This is a genomic window from Defluviimonas salinarum, from assembly GCF_026013545.1.
GTDB lineage: Bacteria > Pseudomonadota > Alphaproteobacteria > Rhodobacterales > Rhodobacteraceae > Albidovulum > Albidovulum salinarum.
Map to the genome: position 1 here is coordinate 41,892 of NZ_JAPDOG010000005.1, position 26,569 is coordinate 68,460.

The window sequence follows — 26,569 nt, forward strand, 5'->3', positions numbered from 1 at the left end:
GCGCGCCCGCCTATTCGGCCGGAACCGCCTCGGCGTCCGCGCTCAGGGGATGCGGCAGGTGGACCAGCATCTCCTTCGGGCAGACCTGCAGGAAGTTCGCCCGCTCGCTCTCCCAGTGCTGCAGGATGCGGTTGGCCTTGACGCTGCCGGTTTCGGCCGCGTGGCGCTCGATCAGCCCCTTGAGCTCGGCCTCCCAATGCGGGTGGCTCACCGCGCAGGTGACGAGGCTTTCAAGGTTCATCAGCTCCTCGGACTTGCCGTCGGGATCGTAGACATAGGCCATGCCCCCGGTCATGCCGGCGCCGAAGTTCGCGCCGATCCGGCCGAGGATGACCGCGACGCCGCCGGTCATGTACTCGCAGCCGTTCGATCCGCAGCCCTCGATCACCACCTTCGCGCCCGAGTTCCGGACCGCGAAGCGCTCGCCCGCGCGGCCGGCGGCGAAGAGATAGCCGTCGGTCGCGCCGTAAAGCACGGTGTTGCCGATGATCGTGTTCTCCGACGCCTCAAGCGGCGAGGCCATCGGCGGCCTGACCACGATGAGACCGCCCGAGAGGCCCTTGCCGACATAGTCGTTGGCATCGCCCGCCACTTCGAGCTTCAGCCCCGGCGCCGCGAAGGCGCCCAAGGACTGACCGCAGGAGCCCGTCAACTTCACCGTCAGGTGGTCCGGCTGCAGCGCGTTGCGCATCCCGAAGTTCTTCACGATGAGGCTCGACGCCCGCGTCCCGATGGTGCGGTGGGTGTTCCGCACCGCATAGGAAAGCTGCATCTTCTCGCCGTCTTCGAAGAACCGCGCCCCATCGCGGATGATCTCGGCGTCGAGCGTATCCGGCACCACGTTCCGGGGCTTCGAGCGGTCGTAGACGATCTTCTCCGCGCCATCGACGGTGATGAGGAGGGGATTGAGGTCGAGATCGTCGAGATGCGCCGAACCGCGGCTCACCTGGCTCAGAAGATCCGCCCGCCCGATCACCTCGTCCAAGGACCGCGCGCCGATCTGGGCGAGGATCTCGCGCACTTCCTGGGCGTAGAAGGTGATGAGGTTCACCACCTTGTCGGCCGAGCCGGTGAACTTCTGCCTAAGCGCCTCGTTCTGGGTGCAGACGCCGACCGGGCAGGTGTTCGACTGGCACTGGCGCACCATGATGCAGCCCATCGCGATGAGCGCGGCGGTGCCGATGCCGTATTCCTCGGCTCCCATCATCGCCGCGATGACGATGTCGCGACCCGTCCGCAGCCCGCCATCGGTCCGGAGCGTGATCCGGTCGCGAAGCTTGTTCATCGCGAGAACCTGATGCGCCTCGGTCAGGCCCATCTCCCACGGCAGGCCCGCGTATTTGATCGAGGTCGCAGGCGAGGCCCCGGTGCCGCCATTGTGGCCCGAGATCAGGATCACGTCGGCCTTGGCCTTGGCCACGCCCGCGGCAATCGTGCCGACGCCGGAGGAGGCCACCAGCTTCACCGTCACCTTGGCGCGCGGGTTGATCTGCTTCAGGTCGTAGATCAGCTGCGCCAGATCCTCGATCGAGTAGATGTCATGGTGCGGCGGCGGCGAGATCAGCGTCACGCCGGGCGTCGAGTGACGCAGGCGCGCGATGAGCTTCGTCACCTTCATGCCCGGAAGCTGGCCGCCCTCGCCGGGTTTCGCTCCTTGAGCGACCTTGATCTCCAGTTCCTCGCAGGCGTTGAGGTATTCCGCCGTCACGCCGAAGCGGCCCGAGGCCACCTGCTTGATCTTGGCCGAGGGGTTGTCGCCGTTCGGCTCGGGCACGAAATGCGCCGGGTCCTCGCCGCCCTCGCCGCTATCGGACTTCGCGCCGATCCGGTTCATCGCGATGTTGAGCGTCTTGTGCGCCTCGGGGCTCAGCGCGCCGAGCGACATGCCCGGCGTCACGAACCGCTTGCGGATCGAGGTGATCGATTCCACCTCCTCGATCGGCACCGGCCGGCCCAAAGCCTTGATGTCGAGAAGGTCGCGCAGATGGATCGGCGGGTTCGCCCGCATCGCGGCCGAATACTGCTTCCAGAGGTCATAGGACGCCCGGTCGCAGGCCGATTGCAGCATGTGCATCGTCTGCGCTTCCCAGGCGTGCTTCTCGCCCGAGCGGCGCGCCTTGTAGAAGCCGCCGACCGGCAGCACGTCGGTGCCCGAGGTCCAGCCCTTGGCATGAACCTCTTCGAGCTTGTGCTGGATGCCGCTGACGCCGATCCCCGAGATCCGCGAATGCATGCCGGGGAAATACTCCGCCACCATCGCGCGCGACAGCCCGACGGCCTCGAAGTTCAAGCCTCCGCGATAGGAGGAGATGACCGAGATCCCCATCTTCGACATGATCTTAAGAAGGCCCGCGTCGATCGCGTCGCGATAGCGCCGCATCGCCTCGACCAGCGTGCCCTCGATCAGGCCGCGCCGCACGCGGTCGGCGATCGAATCCTGCGCGAGATAGGCGTTGACCGTGGTGGCGCCACAGCCGATCAGCACCGCGAAGTAATGCGGGTCGATGCATTCGGCGGCCCGCACGTTGATCGAGCAGAAGGTCCGGAGCCCCTTGCGGGTCAGCCAGCTGTGCACCGCCGAGGTCGCAAGGATCATCGGCATTGCCACCTTGTCCTCGCCCTGGTGCTGGTCGGTCAGCACGATATGCCCCGCCCCCGAGCGCACCGCGTCCTCGGCCTCGGCGCGGATCCGCTCCAGCCCCTGCCGGAGCGCGTCCTGCTGGCCGCCCGCCGCGAAGGTGCAGTCGATATGGGCCACGCTCGCGCCGAACTGGCGCACCATCTCGTCGAACTCGGCATTGGCGATGAACGGGCTTTCCAAGACCAGGATCTCGGTCTGGCTGCTGTCCTCGTCGAGCACGTTCTTGAGGTTGCCGAACCGGGTCTTGAGACTCATCACCCGGCTTTCGCGCAAGCTGTCGATCGGCGGGTTGGTGACCTGGGAGAAGTTCTGCCGGAAGAAGTGCGACAGCGGCCGGTAGGTCTTCGACAGCACCGCCGCCGGGGTGTCGTCGCCCATCGACGCCACCATCTCCTTGCCGTCCTCGGCCATGGGTGCCAGCACCTGCTCGAGCTCTTCCAGCGAATAGCCCGCCGCGATCTGGCGCCGGCGCAGTTCGGCGCCCTCGAAGAGCGCCACTTCCGGCACGTCGTGCATCATCGCGTTGAGATCGACGACCTTCGACAGCCAGTCCGCGTAGGGCTGCGCGCCCGCGAGTTTGTCCTTCATCTCGGCGTCGTGGTAGAGCTTGCCCTCCACCATGTCGACCGCGATCATCTGCCCCGGCCCGAGCGCGCCCTTCTCGCGCACCCCGGCCTCGTTGACCGGCACCATGCCGACCTCGGACCCCGCGATGAGGAGCCCCTCGCCGGTGATGACATAGCGCATCGGCCGGAGCCCGTTGCGGTCAAGCCCGCCGCAGACCCAGCGCCCGTCGGTCATCGCCAGCGCCGCCGGCCCGTCCCACGGCTCCATCACCGCGTTGCAATAGGCATACATGTGCTGCCAGGCCTTCGGCATCTCGACGGCCGATTTCGACCAGGCCTCGGGCACCAGCATGGTCTTGGCCATCGGCGCCGAGCGCCCCGCGCGCACCAGCACCTCGAAGACCGCATCGAGCGCCGCCGAATCCGACGAGCCCTGCGCGACGATCGGCTTGATGTCGCCCGCCTGCTCGCCGAACGTCGCCGAGGCCATGCGGATCTCGTGGCTCTTCATCCAGTTGAGGTTGCCCTTCAGCGTGTTGATCTCGCCGTTATGGGCGAGCATGCGGAACGGCTGGGCGAGCCACCACTGCGGGAAGGTGTTGGTCGAATAGCGCTGGTGATAGATAGCGAAGGCGCTCTCGAACCGCTCGTCCTTGAGGTCGGGATAGAACTCCGCGACCTGCTCGGCCAGCATCATGCCCTTGTAGATGATCGACCGGCACGACAGCGAGCAGAGATAGAGCCCCGCGATCCCCGAGGTCGCCGCGGCCTTCTCGATCCGCCGGCGGATGACGTAGAGCTCGCGCTCGAAGGTCTCCTCGTCGACGCCCTTGGAGTTCTTGATCAGGATCTGCTCGATCTCGGGCCGCGTCGCATTGGCCTTCTCGCCCAGCACTTCCGTGTTCACCGGGACATGGCGCCAGCCGTAGATGTAATAGCCCATCCGCAGGACTTCGGTCTCGACGATCGTGCGGCAGCTCTCCTGCGCGCCGAAATCGGTGCGCGGCAAGAAGACCTGGCCGACCGCGACCAGCGCCTTCATGTCGGGCTCGTGGCCGGTGCGGCGGATCTGGTCGTAGAAGAACTTGACCGGGATCTGCACATGGATCCCCGCGCCGTCGCCGGTCTTGCCGTCGGCATCGACCGCGCCCCGGTGCCAGACCGCCTTCAGCGCGTCGATCCCGTTCTCCACGACCTTGCGGGAGGCCTTGCCTTCGATCGAGACCACGAGGCCCACGCCGCAGGACGAATGCTCGTCCTCCGCGCGGTAGAGCGAGTTCTCCGCCATCCACTGGCGCTTGGCCTCCTCGGCCGCCATCCACTCTGCATCGAACCGCGTCATTGGCCTTCTCCTTCTGCACTCAGCCCGATCGAGGCGAGAAATTCCGCTTCCGTCTGCCGCAGGTGGTCGCCGGCGAAGGCGAAGCCTCCGGGCTTGCGGTCGACATAGATTTCCTTGGTCAGGGGGAAGCCCCCGGCATCGTCGAAGAGCCCCGCCGAAACGGCGTGGAAATCCGCCTTCGGATCGGTCAGCCGGTACCAGAGCGGCGAACCGCAGGTCGCGCAGCTGGCCCGCTCCGCCCAGTCCGAGGACCGGAACGATCGCACCGGCCCCTCCACCGTCAGCGTGCCGGGCCGGGCGTCGATCTCGATGAAGACGCCGCCGGTCCAGCGCCGGCACATGCCGCAATGGCAGGCGTTGAGCTCGGGCTTCGCCGGCTCCATCGTGACGGTCACCGCGCCGCAGAGGCAGTGCCCGGTCAGGGTCTTGCCGCTCATTGCCGGTATCCTTCGCCATCGAGCGGCAGCACGGCCTCGGTCATCGTCATGTTGCAGTCGTAGCTCGGCTCGGTCGCGAGGAAGCCCTTGTCGCCGGGAAAGGCGAAATCGACCGGCGTGTCGGTGCGGCTCTCGGTCTCGCCGGAGCCGGCCTCGAAGGTCTCCTGGTCGGCGAAAAAGAGCCGCCAGTCGTGATGCACGAACTGCTGGCCGGAGCGGTGCCACAGCACCGTGCCGTCCTCGGCCTCCGCGGTCAGGTCGAACCGGGTGCGCTCCAGCACCACGCCGTCGATCGTCACCGCCTCGCCGGTCAGCGTGTCCCAGCCGGTGTAATGGCGGACCTCGCCGGTCGAGCTCTTGATCCGGAAGTCGTAATCGTCGCGCCCGGTGGCGAGCAACATGGTGAACGAGGCCGGATCGGCCTCCGACAGAATCGTGTCGCGCTCGCCGGTGGTCAGGTCGTAGCTTTCGACCCAGCGGGTCTCGGCATCGACGCGGCTGGCATAGAACGGGCCGTCCTGGTCGAGATAGACCGCCCACTGGTCGCCCGGCTGGTCCTTCTCGCAGCGATAGTGCTGCGAGACTTGGCAGCCGCGAAGCTGGACCGTGGTGAAGACCTCGCAGCCCTCCGGTGCCTTGAACTTGCCGCCGGCCGACGCCGGCAGGGCCGGGCCGAGCGCCAGGACGCCGAGGCCGATGATCGCGCCGATCCGTGTCACGTTCAGACTTCCTTCATCCTCCGGGTCAGCGGACCTGACCGATTAACCTATCCTCGGATCCGGTAAACGGACCGGATGCCATACGTTTTGCCGACAGGACGCCGCCACCGCGCCGCTCCGGCTCATTCCGCCGCGACGGCCTGCGCCCCGGCGAGGTAGTCGAGCACGCTTTCCGCCGCCTCGCGCCCGTCGCGGATCGCCCAGACCACGAGGCTCGCGCCCCGCACGATATCGCCCACCGCGAAGACGCCGGGCAGGCTGGTCGCATGGCTGCGGAAATCGGCCTTCACCGTGCCCCAGCGCGTCACTTCCAGCCCTTCCGAACCCCAGAGCTTCGGCAGGTACTCGGGCTCGAAGCCAAGCGCCTTGATCACCAGATCGGCGTCCTCGACATAATCCGCGCCCTCGATCACCTCGGGCGACTGCCGGCCCGACGCGTCCGGCGCGCCAAGCCGCATCTGCTGCACCAGAACGCCCTCGACCGCGTCGCCCGCGGTGAAGCCCTTCGGCGCGGTGAGCCAGACGAACTCGACGCCCTCCTCCTCGGCATTGGCGGTCTCGCGCTGCGAGCCCGGCATGTTGGCGCGGTCGCGGCGGTAGAGGCATTTCACCGACTGCGCGCCCTGGCGGATCGCGGTGCGGACGCAGTCCATCGCGGTGTCGCCGCCGCCGATCACGACGACGCGCTTGCCCTTGGCATCGAGCTCGCCGGAGTCGAACTCCGGCACCTCGTCGCCGAAGGATTTGCGGTTCGAAGCGGTGAGATAGTCGATCGCCCGGACGATGCCCGCGGCGGTGGCGTTCGGGCCGGAAAGGTCGCGGCTCTTGTAGACGCCGGTGGCGATGATCACCGCGTCATGCTTGCCGCGGATCGCGTCGAAGCTGATGTCCTCGCCGACGTTGCAGTTCAGCACGAACTGCACGCCGCCCTGTTCGAGCTGGGCGATGCGCTGCATCACCACGTCCTTTTCCAGCTTGAAGCCGGGGATGCCGTAGGTCAGCAAGCCGCCGGCGCGGTCGTGGCGGTCATAGACCGTGACCTGCAGGCCCCGCCGCCGCAGCACGTCCGCCGCGGCGAGCCCGCCCGGCCCGGCGCCGATGATCGCGACGCTCTCGGTACGCTCGGTAGCCGGCCTGACCGGCTTGACCCAGCCATTGTCCCAGGCGGTGTCGGTCAGGTACTTTTCCACCGCGCCGATCGTCACGGTGCCGTGGCCCGACTGCTCGATGACGCAATTGCCCTCGCAGAGACGGTCCTGCGGACAGATCCGGCCGCAGATCTCGGGGAAGGTGTTGGTGGCCTGGCTAAGCTCGTAGGCCTCCTGCAGCCTGCCCTCGGCGGTCAGGCGCAGCCAGTCGGGGATGTTGTTGTGCAGGGGGCAATGGGTCTGGCAGTAGGGCACGCCGCACTGCGAGCAGCGGCCCGCCTGCTCGGCCGCCTTGGCGGCGGCGAACTCGCGGTAAATCTCGCTGAAATCCTGTGCGCGGACACTGGCCTCACGCTTTTCCGGCATCTCGCGCGCGCGGGTCACGAACTGGAGCATGCGGTTCTGGGCCATGGGACATCCTTCGGGCAGGCAATGCAGGGTGCGCATTGCTACTCCCGTGGCTTCGGAAATAAAAGTCAGAATGACTGACATAATTTGAGGATTTTTTAGCTCGGCCGGCTTTGGGGCAGGTTTTTTGACCTAAATTAGGTCAGCAAATGATACCTATCCATCAGAACCCCATGCTCAAAGCCGCCAGAGCCACCGTTCCGACGATGATTCGCCACCAGCCAAAGAGGCCGTATCCGTGCCGGCTGACATAGCCTAGAAGCCAGTTGACCACGAGCACCGCGGCGACGAAGGCGACCGCGAAGCCGATCGCGATCTCCCACACCGCACCGAGGTCGAGCACGTCGCGGTTCTTGTAAAGATCATAGGTGAAGGCCCCGGCCATCGTCGGCATCGACAGGAAGAACGAGAACTCCGCCGCCGACCTCTTGTCGGCCCCGAGCGCCAGCGCCCCCACGATCGTCGCCCCCGAGCGCGAGACGCCGGGAATCATCGCGAGGCACTGGATCACCCCGATCCCGAAAGCCATCGGGATCGGGAACCGCTCGGCATCATGATGGCGCGGCGTCAGCGGCAGCCGATCGACGATCAGCAGCACCACGCCGCCGAGGATCAGCATCGAGGCGATGAGCCGCGGGCTTTCGAACAGCACGGTCTTGATCACGTCATGGGCAAGCACCCCCACGACCACCGCCGGCAGGAAGGCGATCAGCACCGAGGCGGCGAACCGCTGCGCATGGCGGTCGTTCGGCAACCCGACGATGGTACGGCCGATCTTCGCGGCATAAACACCCATGACCGCCAGTACCGCGCCGAGCTGGATCACCACCTCGAAGGTCTTGCCCGCGCTCTCGAAGCCGAGGAAATGCCCGGCGAGCAGGATATGGCCGGTCGAGGAGACCGGAATGAACTCGGTCAGCCCTTCGAGAAGGCCCAGCAGCAGGGCGCTCAGCGTGGTGTCGCTCATTGTCGGGGATTTCCTTGCTGGCCAGAACCGAACCGGCAGCGAGCCTAGCCAAGGCCCGGCGTGGAGGCAAGGTCGGCCGCCCTTCCGCCCCCGGCAATCCTCGAGTGCCAGCGGCCGTCAGGCGTCCTTCAGCCCGCGGCGGCCTCGGGGTTGGCGCCTCCGGCCGGCAAGGCCACATCCCCGCAGGGCGTCTCGCACGGGGCGCGGCTGCCGGCATCTCGGTGCCCGGCGAAACACGCGGTCCGACTGGCCGCGCCATCCATGTCGGCCTTCGGGCTTTCCTGCGACAGGACCAAGACATTCGAGGCGCCGGACAGCTTGTCGTAGAGTGCGACCAACCGGTGATACTCGAGATGCTCGACCCGAAACCCGCGGAACCCGAGCCCGCGGTCGGCGTGACGCCGGGAGCCGGTTCAGCCGTGCCGGCGCAGGTTCTTAGCCGAGGCCTTGATCGCGTCATACTGGCCCGAGGGCCGGAACCGCCAGAGGTAATCCGGCACCACCGCAGAGAACGGGGTCGCGGCGATCCCGAGATCGGCCAGCCCCTTGGCCTCGTCCGAAACGACGTTGTCGCGCCGCAGGCTCTTTACCTGGTCGCGCGTCAGCACCTTGTTGCTGACCAGACGGCCGGTGACGACCGAGCCGAAGTCCAGCAGCGAGGCCATGATCCGCGCGATCCAGAACGGCATGTTGAGCACGAGGCGCCGGCGATTGATCACCGCGAGCATGTCCTGCATCAGCTTGCGGAAGCTCGCGACCTCGGGGCCGCCAAGCTCGTAGGTGCCGTGGGCCTCGCCAAGGATGCCCCTGACCGCGGCCTTGGCGACGTCGTCGACATAGACCGGCTGGAACTTCGTCGCCGCCCCGACCACGGGCAGGATCGGCCCGAGGCGCGACATCGACGCGAAGCGGTTGAAGAACCCGTCCTCGGGGCCGAACATGACCGAGGGGCGCAGGATCAGCGCCTCGGGGAAATGCATCCGCACGGCAGCCTCGCCATCGGCCTTGGTGCGGGCGTAATCGCTGTCGCTCAGCGCGTCTGCGCCGATGGCCGAGATATGGACCATGGTCCCGACGCCGGTCTCGGCGGCGATTCGAGCGATCCGCGCGGCGCCTTCGGCCTGCACCGCCTCGAAGTTGTTCCGGCCGCCCTTGTCGAAGGTGCCGACGCAATTCACGACCGCGTCTGCCCCGCTCATCGCGGCCCGCACCGATGCGTCATCACGGATGTTGGCGAAGACCGGCTCGACCTGGCCGACGGCGCCGTAGGGCTTGACGAACAGCGCCTCGTTCGGGCGGCGGCAGGCGACGCGGACGCGCCAGCCCTCCTTGGCCATGCGCCTTGCGATGTACCGCCCGAGAAATCCCGAACCGCCGTAGATCGTTACGAGTTTCGACATGGGCAAGCCTCCGGCAATCATCCGCTCTTGCCCCTGATTAGCGCCGCGCGACGTTGTGAACAAGGCGCGAATGATCGCAGGCGGGATTCGTGCCGGACCCCGTTGACAGTGCATCGCGGCCCCTATACATCGCCCGTCACGACACCTGCCCAGGTGGCGGAATTGGTAGACGCGCACGGTTCAGGTCCGTGTGCCGCAAGGCGTGGAGGTTCGAGTCCTCTCCTGGGCACCACTTTATCGCACAAGCTATTGATAAACTTAGATTTCCGGAATTTAACCCGAAACCATCCCCCTTTCTGTCCACCCTTGGGGCGCCGATCAAAGTCGCCGCATGCGCGAATATGTCCTGACGGAATCGCTTGAAAAAGTCGCCACGCCCTTAGAGCCTGCGCGGCAGGGGGCGTGTAGAAGGGTATCTCTATGAAATTGAAGCTGGCTGCGTGTTTCGCAGTGATAGCCGTGGCAGGCTGTCAGCCCACATCTCAGTCTGAGTATTGGAAAGATGGTGGGAGTGTCGCGCGGCGACAAAATGACTATACGAACTGCGAGGTGGATGCGGTGAACAAAGTACCGACCGCCATGAAGGTCGGAACGACGCCCACATACACCACGCCAACCTACGTAACGCCGTCGAGTACTAGCTGTTATGGCTATGGCTACTCAGTGAACTGCTACACCACCGGGGGGAACGTCACCGGCGGACAGACGTATGGCGGCCAAGTCTATTCGTACGACGCCAATCTGGATCTGCGAAAGCGCGTATTTGGGCAATGTATGGCGAACGCAGGCTATACCCAGATCACGGTGCCGACCTGCACCAAAGAGCAAGAGAAGCTTGGTGTCGTGGTAGGACCGGGTACGCAGAGTTTGCCAAAGGCGGCAGACGTGCTTTGTGGAACGTCTACAGGTTACGTGCTCAAGCCAGAGGCTTAGTTATTGGCGCTTTGATGCCTGCCACCGCAGCCGCTGCGCCGCTCCAATCCTATTCCGGCCCTCTTTTGTTCGAGGGCCGGTACTCAACCCACCATGAAACCGGCACCGCCGTCGGCCCGGTTCGGATAGCGCGCGACATGGCGTGCCCTTCCGGGTCTTGGCCCCGCATTTGACGCGAGGCGCTACGAGGGCCATCGCCAGCCGCTTCGGCATCGCACGGATGATGTCCAGGAACAGGGCAGCTTCTTCGCCATCCGATAAGACCCCATAACGCGCGCGCGCGTAGTGGTGCGGGGAAATTCGCCAGCCCAGCGCATCGACCATGCGTTTGACCGCGTACCCGTAAAGATCTAGAGCGGTCGAGTTCTCCCAGTACTGCACCGCCCGGTGATCGATGGCCGCCCGGCGTGCGAGTTCCCGCTGGCTCAGGCCCGCCGCCATGCGCTTCGCAGCCAGTGCTTTGCCGCTAAGTTTCACGCCCATCAAATCCCCTGCCCCTGGCTAGATGTATATATGTCCCGGTTTCTGTGACGCGCATCTCGCGGTGTCGCCCTTTCACGTCCCAAAATTCGGGACGGTTCCGCTCGAATCCACGCCCGAACCGCAGGAGGTGTCCCGAATATCGTGACGGGGTGTCCCATTTTTTGGGCGGGGATTCTGCTTTTCTCGCCACCTTACAAACGTCATGCGGGCGGGCTTCAGGTCGTCGGTCGGGTACTCCTCAAGCGCCCACTCCGATGTCAAACCGATCCCGGACGGGCCAAGGTGCGCGGCCTGCGTCATGTGGATGAAGCCGTGCTCAATAAGCGCCTCGAAATAAGCGCCGACCGTATTGCGCGTGACCGAGAGCGCCGTCGCCGCCTCGCGATGACTCAGACGGATTCTGCCGTTGTTCGATCCGGTGTAGCGGCGCTTGAGTTCGATGTAGAGCGCGCGCGGACCGGGCTTGAGGCTTGACCAAGCCTCGGTCGCCAAGATCCAGTGGGGAAGCTGGACGAACCGCCCAGCCCCCTTCTTCTTCTGCTTGTAGGTCTTGCGGCTCATCTCCCGGCGTCTCCGCCGACGATAGCCAGCCAGAGGCGCAGGGCGGTCCTCAGATCGCCGCAGCCCCCTAGAGACAGCCATGCGGCCTCCGTGGCGCTGTAGACGCCCCTACGAACGAGGACGTGCCACCTGTCGCCTTTACGCTGAATGCTCACCTCATCGTGCCTCATGTCATTCTCCGTAGATCATTGACGCCAGAAGGCGGGCTTGAGCCTCGGTAAGCCCGAGCGTGAGGCGGAGCCGGGTGATGCGGAACCGATCCATCACTTTCCCTCCGCAGGGGAGAGCGCCCGCGCGCTCGGCGGGTAGCGCAGCGAATGCGGATCGGTTCCTGCCTTGAGGAAATAGTGCGCGACATTCTCCGAGCCGCGATACTCCGCCTCTATGGGCCAGCCGTACCGCTTCTTGAGCCGAAAGATGATTGCTCCCAACCGCCAGCCGCGCACCTCGCGGATCTCGGTCCTGTGGCTGATCGTGCGCCCATCCAAGAGCGCCTTGCATGCCCAGTAGACCTGAGACGGCCGGGAATACCAATGTCCTGAGTTCATCAGATTGCCTTTCGATTGTAAGTGAAAGGCGCTGGGCATATGCTGCCGACGTTCTTACCAGGGAACAGCAGCGACCCCGCGCCGTTGGTTTCGGCCAAGGCCGGGGTCGTTCTCATTTCACCAGTTTCGAGATTGCGGCCTCGACGTCGGCTTCGCGCCAATAGAGTCTGGAGCCGATCTTGATTGGCTTCGGAAGCCACCCGTTTTCAATGTCGCGGTAGATAGTCGTTCGACCGCGACCGCCGAGCTTCAATCGCAGCTCGTAGAAAGAAATGTAGTGCATGTTGGTGCTCCGTGCTGTTCCACGGAATCAATATGGACCAAGCATGCTGTGACACTGGCGCGCAGTGTCACAACTATCTTTCTTGGTGACGATACCAAAGTCGTCTGATCGCCTCGGGCGACGCGGCGCAGGTCCGCCGCGCAACTTTGCGGGCGGCACTCATTACCGCCTGCCCCTCTCCATGAATCAGACCGGACATCTCCAAGAGGATCTGATTTCGGCTATACGCACGTTTTTGGCTAGCTGCATGTCCGCCCCGCCGAGCAGAACTGACCGTACCAGCCCCGCGCATTGCATCTTCTTCGTGCGAAATTTTCTGCGCGAGTTCAGAGCACAGAAAGCCAAAGGTGATTTCGTCTCGCCGTCCGTACAGTTTGAAAAGAGCGCATGCGGCGACCCAGTTCTTGCTAAAAGGCTCTTCGAAATGGTGACACCAGAATGCGGTAATCGCGCAGTTCCAAACCTTACGAAAATCACCCCAACTGCGCCGTTTAGAGAGTTCTTCTTTGATCGGGCTGTCGAACGTTAGAGTTCGCCAAAGTGTTCGAAAAGCCCCTTCCCCGATCTCATCGCGAACCCGCTTCCGCTGTTGCCTCGGCAACGAATTTCCCCCTGCCCAGCACCCTTGGCGAAGCGTATCAAGGCAGAGGTCAATGCCGACCTGTCGCGCAGTCGATTGCGGTTCCCATGCATACGCACTTCCCACTTTACCTGCTACTCGCACCGCGTAATCGTTATCTGATCCCGGAATAAATTGGGGTAGGGCATGGCTACTGATGCCGCCAGTTGCCGGTTGAAGAGTAAACCGGCCGAAGCGCTTGGCGAACTCGTCGTCAGAATTTGCGTCTTTCGTCGTCATCGTGCTGCCGCACCCGAAAATTGGCTGACCACACCATCCCTCGGGCTGGAGGCAAAGCTGCTCCACCGAGCCATCAACACTTTCCGCTGCTCCATGAAATCCGTGCGCCTGTATGCGCGCTCAACCTTGCTGCCCGACACATGCCCAAGGCACATCTCGGCCACTTCGCGCGGCGTTTTCGTCGCTTCTGCGGTCCAGTCCCGGAATGAGGACCGGAACCCGTGTGGGCGCTCATCCATCCCTCGCCGCTCCATGAATTTGCTCATCGTCATGTCGGAGATTACACCCCTGCGAACGCCGGAAAAGAGGAAGCCGTCACGGGCGAACTTGCGGGCTTCCTGAATGACCGCAAGCGCCTCAGAGGACAGCGGAACCCGGAAATCAGTCGTCGCCCCCACGCGGCCCTTCATTGCCTCTGCGGGGATCGTCCAGATGCCGTCCTCGATCTGGCTTTCGTGGATATGGCGCAGGGGATAGGACCGCACAGCCGTCAGGATAAGCAAGCGCAATGCGAGTTCTGTAACCGAACCGCCGTCAAGGCTCTGATAGAAGTCGGGCACGTCCTTCCAGGGCAGCGCGGGAATGTTCGTCGCCTTGTGGCGTTGCTTGCCCAAGAGTGCGCGCGCCTTCTCCGTTGCCTGCAAGTCGACGTCCAAGCCCAGCGCTGCCGCGTGACGTAAGCAGATCGCCAGCCGGTTCATCGCTTTGCGCGCGGTGTCGGCTTTCGTGTGCCAGATCGGCGAGAGCGTATCGCGGATGTCCTTCTGGTCGATGTCACCGACCGGCACCTTACCCAACTTCGGAAGGACGTGGAGTTCAAGCGGGGTGAACCACCGGCCCGCCTTGCCGTCGCCCTTCAGTTCCGCCTTGCGGCTCTCGAAGGCATCAAGTGCCACATCATTCAGGAGGTGCAGCTTGCGCGCCGAATCACGGCGCTGGCGGTCACGTTCCTTGATCGGGTCCAGACCTTCGCGGACCAACGCGCGCCACTTCTCCGCCGACTCGCGCGCGCCCTTCAAGGAGATGTCGGGGAAAGCCCCAAGGCCCATTTCGCGCCGACGACCGTGAATCGACACGCGCAACACCCATTGCGCGCCGCCGTCCGGTCGCTTGTGAAGCCAAAGCCCGCCGCCATCAGAGTATTTTCCTGGCGCAGCGGCCTTAGCTGTTTGGGCAGTCAGCTTGTGAAGCGCTCGGCTCATCCCTGTCCCCCTTTTCGTCCACCCTCAACATATGGGGTATACTGGGGCAGGTTGGAACGGGGTGAAACAGGTAAGTGCTTATTTTTCTCTACTTTATTGCAGATCCAGTGCGCGGTGGGGCGCCAAGATATAGGGATTGGATGCCTCTCCTGGGCACCAAGTCTTTCCAAAGCCCTTGGAAATTCGATTTTCCGAGGGTTTTTTGTTGCCCGGACGGTTCCCGCGCCACCGGCCTGCCGTGACAGCACCGAAGCAAATGTAACCCGCGGACCGGCATCAGCCTCTTTCGTTTCTGCCGCGGGAGGAAGCTGCTAAGATCCGATCCTCGGAGGTGGCCATGCGAAAGATCCAGGCTCAGGGCGTTCACCACATCACGCTGATGGGGGCGGACCGCAAGACGTCGATCGACTTCTGGGAAGGGCTGCTTGGCATGCCCTTCGTCTTCGATCAGCCCAACCTCGACAATCCGGGCGAAGGGCATCTCTATTTCGATCCCGGCGACGGGCGGCTCATCACCGTCTTCACCAACGAGGACCGGGCGGCCGATCCGACGCCGCGCCGGCCGTTGCCGGGCGAGGTGCACCACATCGCCTTCGCCGTTTCCAAGGCGAGCTTCTCGCAAGCCGTCGAGCGGCTCGACGAACGCGGCGTCAGCCATTCCGGCGTGAAGGATCGCGGCTTCATGGATTCGATCTATTTCCGCGATCCGCTGGGCCTTCTGGTGGAGCTCGCCGCCTACAGGTTCGAGCCGCCCTTCGGCTACAGCCATGCCGACGTGCTGCACGAGGCGCACCGGATCCGGGTCGAACGGGGCGACTACAACATCGCCGAGATCCACCTCGCCGACGCGATCGAGGTGCTGATCGCGCGGCGACAGGGCTCGCTCTCGCAGGACCGGGCGCCGAAGGATCCCTACAAGAGTTGAGGGCGCGCAGGCTGCAGGATAGCCCCAGTCCGAGGTCGGAAACGCGAATGGCGGCGCCGGGGCGCCGCCATTCGCTGTTTTCGGAGCGGCGATCTCAGCCGAAATCGACGGCACGGTCGCCTTCGGCATCCTTCACCCGCGTCGGCAGGCCGATGCGGTTCAGGAGGCTGATGAAGGGCTTCGGGTCGAGATCCTCGACATTGGCCATCTTTTTCACGTCCCAGGAGCCGTTGGCGATCAGGATCGCCGCGGCGACCGGCGGAACGCCGGCGGTGTAGGAGATGCCTTGGCTGCCCACCTCGTTGAACGCTTCCTTGTGGTCGGCGACGTTGTAGATGAAGACCTCGGCCCGCTTGCCGTCCTTGGTGCCCTTCACCAGATCGCCGATGCAGGTCTTGCCGGTATAGCCGGGCGCAAGGCTCGCCGGATCGGGCAGGCAGGCCTTCACGACCTTCAGCGGCACGACCTCCAACCCCTCGGCGGTCGTCACCGGCTGCTCCGAAAGCAGCCCGATCGACTTCAGCACCGTGAAGACGTTGATGTAGTGATCGCCGAAGCCCATCCAGAACCGCACGTCCGCCTTGGGATAGCGGTTGGCGAGCGAATGCACCTCGTCATGGCCGCTCATATATGCCTTCTGCTTGCCGACGACGGGCAGATCCCACTCCTTGCCCACCTCGAACATCCTGTTCTCACGCCACTCGCCGCCCTGCCAGGAATAGACCGTGCCGGTGAACTCGCGGAAATTGATCTCGGGGTCGAAGTTCGTCGCGAAATACTTGCCGTGGGAGCCGGCATTGATGTCGACGATGTCGATTTCCGTGATCGTGTCGAGATACTGGTCCTCGGCGAGCCGCGCATAGGCGTTCACCACGCCGGGATCGAAGCCGACGCCGAGGATCGCGGTCACGCCCGCCTTCTCGCAGGCCTCGCGCTTCTTCCATTCGTAGTTCGCGTACCAGGGCGGGGTTTCGCAGATCTTCGCCGGATCTTCGTGGATCGCGGTGTCCATATAGGCGACACCGGTCTCGATACAGGCATCGAGGACCGACATGTTGACGTAGGGCGTGCCCACGTTGATCACGATCTGGCTTCCGGTCTTGCGGATGAGATCCGCCACCGCGCTCGTGTCCTTGGCGTCGAGCGCATGCGCCTCGAACGTGCCTGCGACCTTCATCGCGCCCTTCTCGTGGACGCTCGCGATGATGTCGTTGCATTTCGATTTCGTCCGGCTGGCAATGTGCAGCGCGCCCAGCACGTCGTTATGCTGCGCGCATTTATGCGCCACGACCTGCGCGACGCCGCCGGCGCCAATGATCAGCACGTTCTTTTTCACTTCGGTGTGTCTCCCTTCGTCAGGCGGGGAATGGAACCTCAGGAGAGGCTGTCCTGGTAATCCTGATAGCCGAATTCGCGAACCAGGCGGATGGTCCCGTCAAGTTCGCGAATCGCGATTGCCGGCATGTTGACGCCGTTGAACCAGTTCTTCTTGACCATCGTGTAACCGGCCGCGTCGCGGACCGAGATCCGGTCGCCGACGGCGAGCGGGCGTTCGAACCGCGCCTCGCCGAAGATGTCGCCGGCCAGGCAGGATTTCCCGCAGATCTGGTATTCGTGATCCCCGGTCTGCGGCAGCTTGGCGCTTTCGCGGTAGATCAGGAGATCGAGCATGTGCGCCTCGATCGAGCTGTCCACGATCGCGAGATCCTTGCCGTTGTTGAGAAGGTCGAGCACGGTCACCTCGAGCGAGGTCGAGTTGGTGATCGCGGCCTCGCCCGGTTCCAGGTAGACCTGCACGCCGAACTTCCCGGCGAAAGCCTTCAGCCGGGCTGCCAGCGCGTCGACCGGATAGCCCTCGCCGGTGAAATGGATGCCGCCGCCGAGGCTGACCCATTCGACCTTTTCGAGAAGGTCGCCGAACTCCGCCTCGATCCGGGAAAGCTGGTGGTCGAAGAGGTCGAAATCGCGGTTCTCGCAATTGTAGTGGATCATGAAGCCCGAGATCCGGTCGATCACGGCCATGATCTTCGTCGCGTCCCATTCGCCGAGCCGAGAGAACGGCCGCGCCGGGTCGGCGAGGTCGAAGCCGGAGGTCGAGAAGCGGGGATTGAGGCGCAGCCCGCGCTGGATGCCCGCCGACTGGTTGTCGAAGCGTTCGAGCTGACCGATCGAATTGAAGATGATCTTGTCGGCGTAGCCCACCGCCTCCGCGATCTCGTGATCGGCCCATGCGACGGAATAGGCGTGGGTCTCCTTGCCGAACTTCTCGCGCCCGAGCCGCAGCTCGAAGAGCGAGGAGGAGGTCGTGCCGTCCATATGCTCGCGCATCTGGTCGAAGGCAGACCAGGTCGCGAAGCACTTCAGCGCCAGGAGCGCCTTGGCGCCGGAACCCTCGCGCAGCCGGTCGATGATCTCCATGTTGCGAAGCAGCTTCGCCTTGTCGATCAGATAGAAGGGTGTCTGGATCACGCGCGCCCCCCGGTCGGCAAGTGGAAGCGTCGGTATAATTCCGCGGACCTTCACGCGCAAGTGCGGCTTGGCCGCGCCCTGCGCAAGGGCTCAGATCATCCGGATCGTATCCTTGTCGACCGCGAGCATGTAGCCGCGCCGGGCGATGTTCTTCACGAGAAGCTCGGACACGATCTGGTTGCCTAGTGCATCCCTCAGCCGCTTGATCCGCATCGCGCCCGCACTCTCGTCGCAATCGGCGGCGTTCTTGCCCGAGATCACCGCCTCGATCTCGGCACCCGACATCACGTCGTCGTCCATCCGCGCCTCGGCGAGGACTGAAAGCGTCTCGACCGCGGCGGGGGTGAGCTTGAACTCCATGTTGTTCAGCACGACCGCGTTCTGCGCCCGGCTGATCAGGAGCGAGGAGATCTGGATGCCCTGACGCTCGATCTCGCCCATGCGCTTGTTGAGAGCGACGATCATCACGAGAAAGACGAGCGCCGCGATCAGAAGCCCGGTCGCGAACAGCAGGAGCACGAAGATCACCATCCGGTAGCTCGTCAGCACCTCGGCGAAGGCGGTGCCGGACTGGGCGAGAACCTCGAGGAGCTTGATCTGCTCGCGTGTCGTGAGCGCGTCGTTCTCGATGAAGATGCGCTCGACGCGGGCGTTGAAGATGTTGGCGTCGGGGAGCGACAGAAAGAGGAACACGGCCGCGAGCGCGAGGATGCCGACGATTCCGGCAATGCCCCAGACCACGACCCGGTTGCCGGAGCGCAGGGCTTCGGTTGTCACGCTGGTGATCTCGGCCAATTCGTTGTCCCCGGTGCGGTTATCCGCCGCCAAGGATGGACACAATGGCCAGCAGCGTCCAGCCTTCCTTTTTCAGTCTCGGCGCCAGTGCCTTGGCGGCGGCCTCTTTCGAGGCGCAGGCGCTGTCGGGCAGTTGCGCGGTGCCGAAATCGAGGCGCAGGGGATTGTCCTGCTTCGCCTTGTATTCGACGCGGCAGGCGGCGGAGGCCGGATCGGCCTGCGTCAGGGCGGCGAGCGCCAGGAGGATGGGTGCCATGCGTTTCATCATGCCGCCAACCTGCGACGGCGCAAAAGGCTAATCAATAACAAAGCCGTGCCGCGCCGGAGTTATCCGCTAGCAAGGTGGCGTTATTGCTTGTCCCGGGCAGCCGGCGCCAGTTTCGGCCATGACCCGGGCGGCATCGCGCCCTGCCCGCCACCTCATAGCAAGGAGATCCACGATGATGAATCGACTGATCGCCGCAGCTGCCGCCGCCGCCCTAGCCCTGTCCTCCATGGTGGCCACGCCGGCCGCCGCGCTCGACAATGACGAGGCGCTCGGCCTCGCGCTTGGCGCCATCACGCTCGGGCTGATCCTCAACGAGTCCAACAAGCGCAAGTCCTATGGCTATGCCTCGCCGAGCCGGTCCTATCAGCCTTACCGGCCCTACCGGGGTTACGACGACAACCGTCGCTACTTCGACGACCGCGACGACCGGCATGTCTACAAGCGCAAGCACGCCCACAAGCGGCACAAGCACTATGGCCACGCGCGCCGTCAACTGATCCCGGCGCAATGCGTGTTCCCGATCCGCAGCGGGCACGGCCGCCGCGACGTCGTGTCGGCGCGCTGCCTGGCCGAGTTCGGCCGCGGCTACCGCCTGCCGGACAATTGCGCCTTCCGCATCCGCGACCGCTGGGGCAACCGCACGGTCTACGGCACGAATTGCCTCCAGAGCCGGGGGTTCCAGATCGCACGAGTCCGCTGAAGCGCGGGCCGGTCGAGCAGTCGGCGACGGTTAATGTTGTGCACCGAAGCCGGATCTGAGGGCGGGTGATCATCACCCGCCCTTTTTTTTCTTGCGCCCGCCGCCCCGCCGCGCAAGGTGGCCGCATGACCAGCACACCCGATTTCAGCTTCGAAGAGGCCGCCTTCGCGCGCGGCTTGACCTATGTGGCCGGCGTCGACGAGGTCGGCCGGGGACCGCTCTGCGGCCCGGTCGTCGCCGCCGCCGTGCGGCTTGATCCGCTGAGGATTCCGCCCGGTCTCGACGATTCAAAGAAACTCATGCAGGCCCGGCGCGAGGCACTGGCGGCCGAGATCATGGCGCGGGCCGATGTCGCCGTGGCCGAGGCGAGCGTCGAGGAGATCGACCGGCTCAACATCCTCCAGGCGAGCCATCTGGCGATGTGCCGGGCGGTCGCCGGGCTGGCGCAAGCGCCTGACCATGTGCTCGTCGACGGCAACCGGCTGCCACGCGACCTCGCGCTTTCGGCCGAGGCGGTGGTGAAGGGCGATGCGCGGTCGCAGTCGATCGCGGCGGCCTCGATCGTCGCCAAGGTGTGGCGCGATCGCATCATGGTGGATTTGGCGCAACAGCATCCTGGCTACGGCTGGGAAAGAAACGCCGGTTACCCGACCAAAGACCACCTCGAGGCGCTCCGAAATCTCGGTGTGACCCCACACCATAGACGTTCGTTCAAGCCGGTGCACCATATCTTGTATCAAGACCAAACCATAAGCCGTTGATTCAAAAAAGAATTTGACGGCGAATCGGTCCTGACTCATCTTGGAAGCAACAAGAACGGCGCCAACGCCGGGGATGAGGCAGCGATGACGAAGACGATGGTGAAGGGGGCCCTGGGGCTTCCGCGCAATGAAATTCTGGCCGGAGATTGCATCGAGGTGATGCGCTCGCTGCCCGAGGGCTCGGTGGATCTGATCTTCGCGGATCCGCCCTATAACCTGCAACTTCGCGGTGACCTGCACCGCCCCGACAACTCCAAGGTCGACGCGGTCGACGACCATTGGGACCAGTTCGACAGCTTCAAGGCCTATGACAAGTTCACGAAGGACTGGCTCGCCGCCGCCCGCCGTCTCCTGAAGCCCAATGGCGCGATCTGGGTCATCGGCTCCTACCACAACGTCTTCCGCATGGGGGCGGAACTGCAGAACCAGGGGTTCTGGATCCTCAACGACGTGGTCTGGCGCAAGTCGAACCCGATGCCAAACTTCCGCGGCAAGCGGCTGACCAACGCCCATGAGACGCTGATCTGGGCCTCGAAGTCCGAAGCCGGCAAGTACACCTTCAACTACGAGGCGCTGAAGGCGCTGAACGACGGCGTGCAGATGCGCTCGGACTGGGTGATCCCGCTGTGCACCGGCCATGAGCGGCTGAAGGACTCGAACGGCGACAAGGCGCACCCCACCCAGAAGCCCGAGGCACTTCTGCACCGGATCCTCGTCGGCACGACCAATCCGGGCGACGTGGTGCTCGACCCGTTCTTCGGCACCGGCACGACCGGCGCCGTCGCCAAGATGCTCGGCCGCGACTTCATCGGCATCGAACGCGAGGAGAGCTACCGCGAAGCAGCGGCGAAACGGATCGCCAAGATCCGCAAGTTCGACCGCGAGGCGCTGGAGACGAGCCAGTCGAAACGCGCCGAACCGCGCGTGCCCTTCGGCCAGGTCGTGGAGCGTGGCATGCTGCGCCCGGGCGAGGAACTCTACTCGATCGGCAACCGCTTCAAGGCCAAGGTGCGCGCGGACGGCACCCTCATTGGCAATGACGTCAAGGGCTCGATCCACCAGGTCGGTGCGCATCTGGAAGGGGCACCATCCTGCAACGGCTGGACCTACTGGCACTTCAAGCGCGACGGGAAGATGGTGCCGATCGACCTTCTGCGCCAGCAGATCCGGGCCGAGATGGACGACGCCCGCCCGCATTGAGAAACACGTTACCGCCGGTGCCTGTGGGGAGTACCACGGCACAACCTTGCCCCGCCGGATTGCACCCCCGGCGGGGTTTTTTTGTTCGCGGCCGGCCTTCCGCGTTTATGCCCGCACGGGTCGGCGGCAGCCCAGCGCGGCGTTCGTGACCTCCGGCATAACGTCCGAGTCCTCATGGCAAAAAAAGATGCTACACTGCTCAGATTCGAACAAAACCGAACAGCAAACTGGACTTTTATAACCTTCTCGTCTGCCGATCGAGAAATGGCGCTCAAGCCCACGGCACCTATCAGGGAGGACGTTGATGAATATCAAATCCGTGTGCATTGTGGCCGCCGGGCTGGCCTTCGCAACCGCACCACTTGCGCAAACGACCGGAACCGAAACCGGAGACGCGACCGCCGCCGTCGCGGACACCGAAGCCCTGCTCACACAGACAGAGCTGGAGTCCCTTGTCGCGCCTGTCGCGCTCTATCCCGATACGCTTCTCATGCAAATCCTCATCGCCGCGACCGCGCCGCTCGACGTGATCAAGGCTGACAATTTCCTGCAGTCCAATCCCGATGCGGACCCCGACGCGCTCAAGCAGGAGATCGAGGCCACGGACTGGGACATGAGCGTACAGGTTCTCGCGACCGCGTTTCCCGACGTTATCGGCGACATGGCCGACAACATCGAGTGGACCGAGACGATGGGCGACGCGATGCTGGTGCAAAGCGACGACGTCATGAGCGCCATCCAGACCATGCGCCAGTCGGCGATCAACAACCAGGTGCTCGTCAGTGGTGAGCAGCAAACGGTGGAGGTGACCCGCGACGAAACCACCCAGGCGGAGACCGTCATCATCCAGCCGACAAATCCCGAAGTGGTCTATGTTCCGCAATACGATCACAACACGGTCTTCAGCGATGTCGGTGGCGTCCTGCTCACCGGCGCCATGATCTGGGGAACCGTGTCGATCATCGACGAGATTTTCGACGATGACGACGACTGGAACAACTACTGGGGCTGCCGCAATTGCGGTGGCTGGAACGGTCAACCGATCATCCGCAATCCCAACATCGACATCGACGTCGACGGCAATGTCAACATCGGGAACAGGGTCGATATCGACCGGGACAAGATCGCCTGGAAGCCGGACAACAGCAGGCAGATCCAGGCCAAGCAGCGCATCGAGAGGAACCGGAACGAATCCGGCAACACCAAGTTGAAGATCGACAAACGTCCATCGAGGCAAGACGAGTTGCGCAGCTCGATCGGCAATCGGACGGGAACCCGCGACATATCCCGCAGGACCGACCGCGACAGGGCGGGCAATCTCCCGCAAGTCGATCGACCATCGAAGGTCAGCCCCGACCGCAAGGCCGACGCCGTTCGGAAGACCAAGTCCGGCGACCGGGGTGTACGGTCCTCTGCGACCCGAAAGCCATCTGCCTCCAAACCGATCGCAAAGAGCGGATCGGGGCCCAAGAAGCCCGCGAAGTCCGCAGCACCCGCGAAAAGGAACAGTGCTCTGAACAAAACCGCGCCCGCCAAGAATACGAAAGCCGCATCGCGGCGCGGCAACAAGGGCGGCTCGGCGCAGATCAAGAGGAGAAGATGACATGAAGATGCCTGCATTGCCAGCGGCCTGTCTGCTTGCCGTCGCGACGACCTCCTCCGCGCTTGCCGCCCCGGCCGTCTACGACGCCCCGCAGGACGCGCTGTCCGCCCTGATCTCGGCCGTGGAGGACCGCGACCGCGCAGCGATCCTCGCGGTCTTCGGCGAGGAGGCGGAGGATCTCTTTTCCGAGGATGGCAAGGAACTGAGGCGCCAGCGCCGGCAGTTCCTCGAAATGTACGCGGAGGGTTACCGCTTCGTGCCGCAGGAAGACGGCGGCGTCGTGCTCGAGCTCGGTACCGACGGCTGGCCGTTTCCCATCCCCCTCGCGCAAAGAGACGCCGGCTGGTCATTCGACGTCGAGGCAGGCCGGGTGGAAATGGCCGCCCGCGAGATCGGCATGAACGAGATCGAGGTGATGACCCTGCTCGACGCCTATCTGGACCTTCAGATCCAGTACCGGCTGACCGATCACGACGGCGACGGCGTGATGGAATTCGCGCAATCCGTGGTGTCTTCGGAAGGTCAGCGGGACGGGCTCTACTGGCCGGGGGACGACAGTCCCATCGGCGAGGCCGGCGCCCGTGCCTCGCTCGACGGGTTCAACGACGGGACCGAGGACGTTCCGCCCGAACCCTACAAGGGCTACTACTTCCGGATCCTGACCGGCCAAACCCAGAACGCCCCCGGCGGCGAGATGAGCTATGTCGTCAACGGCAACATGATCGGCGGCCACGCGGTGCTCGCGATCCCGGCCGATTACGGCGCATCCGGCGTGCACAGCTTCATGGCTTCCGAGAACGGCACGATCCTGGAGGCGGATCTCGGCGAGGAAACGCTCGACAAGGGTTTCGCAATCACGCTTTACGATCCCGGCGAAGGATGGACACCGACCGAGCTGGAGGAATAGCGCGAGACGCGGGTTTCGGATGGTGTGAGGAAAACGAGCGGCCGGATTGCCCGACGGCGCCAAATCAATGCCTTGTCGGACGCCAGGTCCTCTGGATCGGTTCGCAGGGAGCTGCAACGGCGTCTCGCCGTGGCCGCTTGTTGCGCCGGTGGCGAGTACAGTGGTGAGCCCGACAGGATTCGAACCTGTGACCCACTGATTAAAAGTCAGTTGCTCTACCAACTGAGCTACGGGCCCATCACAGGGCGCCTCTTTATGAACCCCGCTCGGGGTGGTCAAGAGCAAAAGAAGCCGCCACTGGCAAAATCCTTTCGCGCGGCGTATATGCGCGCCATGAGACAGATGCAGCCGCCCCAGGGCCTGCCGTTCATCAAGATGCACGGCGCGGGCAATGACTTCGTGATCCTCGATTCACGAGGGCGACAGCCCGTGACCACGCCTGCGCTCGCTGCGGCACTCGGCGACCGTCATCGCGGCGTCGGCTTCGACCAGCTCGCCGAGATCCGCGACGCCGAGGGTGCCGATTTCACGCTCGACTTCTGGAACAACGACGGCAGCCGCGCCGGCGCCTGCGGCAATGCCTCGCGCTGCGTCGCGGATCTGGTAATGGCGGGGCTCGGCCGCGACTCCGTCCGCTTCGGGACCGCGCGCGGCACGCTCGCCGCGACGCGACGCGCCGACGGGCTCGTCAGCGTCAACATGGGCGCGCCGATCCTCGACTGGGACGGCGTGCCGCTCGCGGAGCCGAGCGACCTGTTGCACCTGCCGATTCCGGGCGATCCGGCCGCAGTCGGCATGGGCAACCCGCATTGCGTCTTCTTCGTCGACGATGCCGAGGCGATCGACCTTGCCCGCGAGGGCGCGAAGATCGAGCATCATCCCCTGTTCCCCAGGGCCACCAATGTCGAATACGCAAGCCTGACCGGCCCCGACCGGCTCAGGATGCGGGTCTGGGAACGCGGCACCGGCATCACGCTCGCCTGCGGCTCAGGCGCCTGCGCCACCGCGGTCGCGGCGCATCTCAGGGGCCTGGCCGGGCGGCATGTGGTACTCGACCTCGACGGCGGCACGCTGGAGATCGACTGGCGCGACGACGGGGTCTGGATGACCGGCCCGACGGCGAGGGTCTTCGACGGCTGGCTCGCACCCGAATTCCTCGCCGCGCACGCATGATCGCGCCGGTTTTCTCCACCCTCGGCTGCCGTCTCAACGCCTACGAGACCGAGGCGATGAAGGAGCTTGCCGAACAGGCAGGGATCGAGGGCGCCGTCATCGTCAACACCTGCGCGGTGACCGCCGAGGCGGTGCGCAAGGCCAAGCAGGAGATCCGCAAGCTCCGCCGCGAGAACCCCGAGGCGGTGCTGATCGTCACCGGCTGCGCGGCGCAGGTGGAGCCCGAGACCTTCGCGGCGATGCCGGAGGTAACCCGCGTCATCGGCAATACCGAGAAGATGCAAGCCGAGACCTGGCGCGCGCTGAAGGCCCCCGATCTGATCGGCGAGACCGAGCGCGTGATGGTCGACGACATCATGTCGGTGACCGAGACCGCCGGGCATCTCATCGACGGATTCGGCCGGCACAGAGCCTATGTTCAGGTCCAGAACGGCTGCGACCACCGCTGCACCTTCTGCATCATCCCCTATGGGCGCGGCAATTCGCGCTCGGTCCCGGCCGGCGTGGTGGTCGACCAGATCCGGCGGCTCGTCGACAAGGGCTTCCTCGAAGTGGTGCTGACCGGGGTCGACCTGACCTCCTGGGGCGCCGACCTGCCGGGCCAGCCCCGGCTCGGCGATCTGGTGATGCGGATCCTCAGGCTGGTGCCGGACCTCGCCCGGCTCCGCATCTCCTCGATCGATTCGATCGAGGCGGACGATAACCTGATGCTGGCGATCGCCACCGAGCCGCGCCTCATGCCGCATCTCCACCTCTCGCTCCAGCATGGCGACGACCTGATCCTGAAACGGATGAAGCGCCGTCACCTCCGCGACGACGCGATCCGCTTTTGCGAGGAGGCGCGGCGGCTCCGCCCCGACATCGTCTTCGGCGCCGATATCATCGCGGGTTTCCCGACCGAGTCCGAGGCGATGTTCGCCAATTCGCTGAAGCTCGTCGAGGACTGCGGACTGACCTTCCTCCACGTCTTCCCCTACTCGCGCCGCGACGGTACGCCCGCCGCGCGGATGCCGCAGGTGAATGGCCCCGCGATCAAGGAGCGGGCCGCCCAGCTCCGCGCCGCGGGCGAGGCGGCGCTGTCGCGCCATCTCGTCGCGCAGCAGGGGCGCAGCCACCGGATCCTCACCGAAGGCCCGCGCCTCGGCCGCACCGAGCAGTTCACCGAGGTCGACTTCGCCACAGACCAGCCCGAGGGCACGATCGTCACTGCGACGATCACCGGCCGCGACGGCGAGCGGCTTTGCGCCTGAGCGCCCGCCGGGGCGAGTGAT

25 protein-coding genes and 2 tRNA genes are annotated in these 26,569 nt (G+C 64.7%); 10 read left to right on the plus strand and 17 right to left on the minus strand.

Features of this window, described 5'->3' with window-relative positions:
- Positions 1 to 10: 10 nt before the first annotated feature.
- The 6 genes from gltB to OM960_RS07235 all read right to left on the minus strand — a co-directional run bounded on the left by gltB (position 11) and on the right by OM960_RS07235 (position 9,628).
- Positions 11 to 4,549, minus strand: coding sequence for a glutamate synthase large subunit (gene gltB / locus OM960_RS07210; protein WP_263335313.1), 4,539 nt, complete (start codon positions 4,547 to 4,549; stop codon positions 11 to 13).
- Positions 4,546 to 4,986, minus strand: a complete 441-nt coding sequence (locus OM960_RS07215) for a GFA family protein (RefSeq protein WP_264771513.1) — start codon at positions 4,984 to 4,986, stop codon at positions 4,546 to 4,548. The genes gltB and OM960_RS07215 overlap by 4 nt, the downstream gene beginning before the upstream one ends.
- Positions 4,983 to 5,705: a hypothetical protein gene (locus OM960_RS07220; RefSeq protein ID WP_264771514.1), complete on the minus strand. Its 723-nt coding sequence runs from the start codon at positions 5,703 to 5,705 to the stop codon at positions 4,983 to 4,985. Before OM960_RS07220 ends, OM960_RS07215 begins: the two co-directional genes overlap by 4 nt.
- A gap of 122 nt (positions 5,706 to 5,827) precedes the next feature.
- Positions 5,828 to 7,264, minus strand: a complete 1,437-nt coding sequence (locus tag OM960_RS07225) for an NAD(P)-dependent oxidoreductase (protein WP_264771515.1) — start codon at positions 7,262 to 7,264, stop codon at positions 5,828 to 5,830.
- Positions 7,265 to 7,424: 160 nt separating this feature from the next.
- On the minus strand, positions 7,425 to 8,228 hold the full coding sequence (locus tag OM960_RS07230; RefSeq protein WP_263335307.1) for an undecaprenyl-diphosphate phosphatase: 804 nt from the start codon (positions 8,226 to 8,228) through the stop codon (positions 7,425 to 7,427).
- 413 nt (positions 8,229 to 8,641) lie between these two features.
- Positions 8,642 to 9,628 (minus strand): complex I NDUFA9 subunit family protein, encoded by a 987-nt coding sequence (locus tag OM960_RS07235; protein WP_263335303.1) that lies wholly within the window; start codon positions 9,626 to 9,628, stop codon positions 8,642 to 8,644.
- A 147-nt stretch (positions 9,629 to 9,775) separates the two neighbouring features.
- Here OM960_RS07235 and OM960_RS07240 point away from each other — a divergent pair.
- Together OM960_RS07240 and OM960_RS07245 are read left to right on the plus strand one after the other, a co-directional pair.
- Positions 9,776 to 9,860 (plus strand) — tRNA-Leu (locus OM960_RS07240).
- A 188-nt stretch (positions 9,861 to 10,048) separates the two neighbouring features.
- The gene (locus OM960_RS07245; RefSeq protein ID WP_264771516.1) at positions 10,049 to 10,561 is read left to right on the plus strand and encodes a hypothetical protein; all 513 of its coding nucleotides are present in this window, start codon (positions 10,049 to 10,051) and stop codon (positions 10,559 to 10,561) included.
- Here OM960_RS07245 and OM960_RS07250 read toward each other — a convergent pair whose 3' ends face one another.
- The 6 genes from OM960_RS07250 to OM960_RS07275 form a co-directional block, all read right to left on the minus strand.
- Positions 10,562 to 11,044, minus strand: coding sequence for a helix-turn-helix domain-containing protein (locus tag OM960_RS07250; protein ID WP_264771517.1), 483 nt, complete (start codon positions 11,042 to 11,044; stop codon positions 10,562 to 10,564).
- Positions 11,045 to 11,116: 72 nt separating this feature from the next.
- On the minus strand, positions 11,117 to 11,605 hold the full coding sequence (locus OM960_RS07255; protein WP_264771518.1) for a helix-turn-helix domain-containing protein: 489 nt from the start codon (positions 11,603 to 11,605) through the stop codon (positions 11,117 to 11,119).
- 263 nt (positions 11,606 to 11,868) lie between these two features.
- Complete coding sequence (locus OM960_RS07260) at positions 11,869 to 12,153, minus strand: hypothetical protein (RefSeq protein WP_264771519.1); 285 nt, start codon at positions 12,151 to 12,153, stop codon at positions 11,869 to 11,871.
- A 112-nt stretch (positions 12,154 to 12,265) separates the two neighbouring features.
- Entirely contained in the window at positions 12,266 to 12,436 is a 171-nt protein-coding gene (locus OM960_RS07265) for a helix-turn-helix transcriptional regulator (protein WP_264771520.1), read from the minus strand.
- A 73-nt stretch (positions 12,437 to 12,509) separates the two neighbouring features.
- Positions 12,510 to 13,295: a hypothetical protein gene (locus tag OM960_RS07270; protein WP_264771521.1), complete on the minus strand. Its 786-nt coding sequence runs from the start codon at positions 13,293 to 13,295 to the stop codon at positions 12,510 to 12,512.
- Positions 13,292 to 14,497, minus strand: coding sequence for a tyrosine-type recombinase/integrase (locus OM960_RS07275; RefSeq protein ID WP_264771522.1), 1,206 nt, complete (start codon positions 14,495 to 14,497; stop codon positions 13,292 to 13,294). Before OM960_RS07275 ends, OM960_RS07270 begins: the two co-directional genes overlap by 4 nt.
- Positions 14,498 to 14,834: 337 nt before the next feature.
- On the opposite strand from OM960_RS07275, the gene OM960_RS07280 reads away from it, so the two are divergent.
- Positions 14,835 to 15,422: a VOC family protein gene (locus OM960_RS07280; protein ID WP_263335302.1), complete on the plus strand. Its 588-nt coding sequence runs from the start codon at positions 14,835 to 14,837 to the stop codon at positions 15,420 to 15,422.
- Between the two features lie 94 nt (positions 15,423 to 15,516).
- Here OM960_RS07280 and OM960_RS07285 read toward each other — a convergent pair whose 3' ends face one another.
- The 4 genes from OM960_RS07285 to OM960_RS07300 all read right to left on the minus strand — a co-directional run bounded on the left by OM960_RS07285 (position 15,517) and on the right by OM960_RS07300 (position 18,942).
- Positions 15,517 to 16,758, minus strand: a complete 1,242-nt coding sequence (locus tag OM960_RS07285) for a saccharopine dehydrogenase family protein (RefSeq protein ID WP_264771523.1) — start codon at positions 16,756 to 16,758, stop codon at positions 15,517 to 15,519.
- A gap of 38 nt (positions 16,759 to 16,796) precedes the next feature.
- Entirely contained in the window at positions 16,797 to 17,891 is a 1,095-nt protein-coding gene (locus OM960_RS07290; RefSeq protein WP_264771524.1) for a carboxynorspermidine decarboxylase, read from the minus strand.
- A 90-nt stretch (positions 17,892 to 17,981) separates the two neighbouring features.
- The gene (locus tag OM960_RS07295) at positions 17,982 to 18,686 is read right to left on the minus strand and encodes a winged helix-turn-helix domain-containing protein (protein WP_263335412.1); all 705 of its coding nucleotides are present in this window, start codon (positions 18,684 to 18,686) and stop codon (positions 17,982 to 17,984) included.
- Between the two features lie 19 nt (positions 18,687 to 18,705).
- Entirely contained in the window at positions 18,706 to 18,942 is a 237-nt protein-coding gene (locus tag OM960_RS07300; protein WP_263335298.1) for a hypothetical protein, read from the minus strand.
- 184 nt (positions 18,943 to 19,126) lie between these two features.
- On the opposite strand from OM960_RS07300, the gene OM960_RS07305 reads away from it, so the two are divergent.
- The 5 genes from OM960_RS07305 (at position 19,127) to OM960_RS07325 (ending at position 24,125) form a co-directional block, all read left to right on the plus strand.
- Complete coding sequence (locus OM960_RS07305) at positions 19,127 to 19,654, plus strand: hypothetical protein (RefSeq protein WP_264771525.1); 528 nt, start codon at positions 19,127 to 19,129, stop codon at positions 19,652 to 19,654.
- Positions 19,655 to 19,779: 125 nt separating this feature from the next.
- A complete protein-coding gene (gene rnhB, locus OM960_RS07310; protein WP_264771526.1) occupies positions 19,780 to 20,415 on the plus strand; it encodes a ribonuclease HII in 636 nt (211 codons plus the stop codon).
- Between the two features lie 84 nt (positions 20,416 to 20,499).
- Entirely contained in the window at positions 20,500 to 21,615 is a 1,116-nt protein-coding gene (locus OM960_RS07315; RefSeq protein ID WP_263335292.1) for a site-specific DNA-methyltransferase, read from the plus strand.
- A gap of 304 nt (positions 21,616 to 21,919) precedes the next feature.
- On the plus strand, positions 21,920 to 23,218 hold the full coding sequence (locus tag OM960_RS07320; protein WP_264771527.1) for a DUF3300 domain-containing protein: 1,299 nt from the start codon (positions 21,920 to 21,922) through the stop codon (positions 23,216 to 23,218).
- Position 23,219: 1 nt separating this feature from the next.
- Positions 23,220 to 24,125: a DUF2950 domain-containing protein gene (locus OM960_RS07325; protein WP_264771528.1), complete on the plus strand. Its 906-nt coding sequence runs from the start codon at positions 23,220 to 23,222 to the stop codon at positions 24,123 to 24,125.
- Between the two features lie 161 nt (positions 24,126 to 24,286).
- Here OM960_RS07325 and OM960_RS07330 read toward each other — a convergent pair.
- Positions 24,287 to 24,362 (minus strand) — tRNA-Lys (locus tag OM960_RS07330).
- Between the two features lie 96 nt (positions 24,363 to 24,458).
- On the opposite strand from OM960_RS07330, the gene dapF reads away from it, so the two are divergent.
- Both dapF and mtaB read left to right on the plus strand, forming a co-directional pair.
- On the plus strand, positions 24,459 to 25,298 hold the full coding sequence (dapF, locus tag OM960_RS07335) for a diaminopimelate epimerase (RefSeq protein WP_264771529.1): 840 nt from the start codon (positions 24,459 to 24,461) through the stop codon (positions 25,296 to 25,298).
- Positions 25,295 to 26,548: a tRNA (N(6)-L-threonylcarbamoyladenosine(37)-C(2))-methylthiotransferase MtaB gene (gene mtaB, locus OM960_RS07340; protein WP_264771530.1), complete on the plus strand. Its 1,254-nt coding sequence runs from the start codon at positions 25,295 to 25,297 to the stop codon at positions 26,546 to 26,548. Before dapF ends, mtaB begins: the two co-directional genes overlap by 4 nt.
- Positions 26,549 to 26,569: the final 21 nt, after the last annotated feature.

Bases quoted from the DNA above. Each gene is read 5' to 3' on its own strand.
- OM960_RS07230 (WP_263335307.1), bottom strand. From the start codon at position 8,228: ATGAGCGACACCACGCTGAGCGCCCTGCTGCTGGGCCTTCTCGAAGGG.
- OM960_RS07215 (WP_264771513.1), bottom strand. From the start codon at position 4,986: ATGAGCGGCAAGACCCTGACCGGGCACTGCCTCTGCGGCGCGGTGACC.
- OM960_RS07300 (WP_263335298.1), bottom strand. From the start codon at position 18,942: ATGGCACCCATCCTCCTGGCGCTCGCCGCCCTGACGCAGGCCGATCCG.
- OM960_RS07305 (WP_264771525.1), top strand. From the start codon at position 19,127: ATGATGAATCGACTGATCGCCGCAGCTGCCGCCGCCGCCCTAGCCCTG.
- OM960_RS07225 (WP_264771515.1), bottom strand. From the start codon at position 7,264: ATGGCCCAGAACCGCATGCTCCAGTTCGTGACCCGCGCGCGCGAGATG.
- OM960_RS07255 (WP_264771518.1), bottom strand. From the start codon at position 11,605: ATGAGCCGCAAGACCTACAAGCAGAAGAAGAAGGGGGCTGGGCGGTTC.
- OM960_RS07270 (WP_264771521.1), bottom strand. From the start codon at position 13,295: ATGACGACGAAAGACGCAAATTCTGACGACGAGTTCGCCAAGCGCTTC.
- OM960_RS07250 (WP_264771517.1), bottom strand. From the start codon at position 11,044: ATGGGCGTGAAACTTAGCGGCAAAGCACTGGCTGCGAAGCGCATGGCG.
- OM960_RS07265 (WP_264771520.1), bottom strand. From the start codon at position 12,436: ATGCACTACATTTCTTTCTACGAGCTGCGATTGAAGCTCGGCGGTCGC.
- gltB (WP_263335313.1), bottom strand. From the start codon at position 4,549: ATGACGCGGTTCGATGCAGAGTGGATGGCGGCCGAGGAGGCCAAGCGC.
- rnhB (WP_264771526.1), top strand. From the start codon at position 19,780: ATGACCAGCACACCCGATTTCAGCTTCGAAGAGGCCGCCTTCGCGCGC.
- OM960_RS07320 (WP_264771527.1), top strand. From the start codon at position 21,920: ATGAATATCAAATCCGTGTGCATTGTGGCCGCCGGGCTGGCCTTCGCA.
- OM960_RS07235 (WP_263335303.1), bottom strand. From the start codon at position 9,628: ATGTCGAAACTCGTAACGATCTACGGCGGTTCGGGATTTCTCGGGCGG.
- OM960_RS07325 (WP_264771528.1), top strand. From the start codon at position 23,220: ATGAAGATGCCTGCATTGCCAGCGGCCTGTCTGCTTGCCGTCGCGACG.
- OM960_RS07260 (WP_264771519.1), bottom strand. From the start codon at position 12,153: ATGAACTCAGGACATTGGTATTCCCGGCCGTCTCAGGTCTACTGGGCA.
- OM960_RS07280 (WP_263335302.1), top strand. From the start codon at position 14,835: ATGCGAAAGATCCAGGCTCAGGGCGTTCACCACATCACGCTGATGGGG.
- OM960_RS07275 (WP_264771522.1), bottom strand. From the start codon at position 14,497: ATGAGCCGAGCGCTTCACAAGCTGACTGCCCAAACAGCTAAGGCCGCT.
- dapF (WP_264771529.1), top strand. From the start codon at position 24,459: ATGAGACAGATGCAGCCGCCCCAGGGCCTGCCGTTCATCAAGATGCAC.
- OM960_RS07315 (WP_263335292.1), top strand. From the start codon at position 20,500: ATGACGAAGACGATGGTGAAGGGGGCCCTGGGGCTTCCGCGCAATGAA.
- OM960_RS07245 (WP_264771516.1), top strand. From the start codon at position 10,049: ATGAAATTGAAGCTGGCTGCGTGTTTCGCAGTGATAGCCGTGGCAGGC.
- mtaB (WP_264771530.1), top strand. From the start codon at position 25,295: ATGATCGCGCCGGTTTTCTCCACCCTCGGCTGCCGTCTCAACGCCTAC.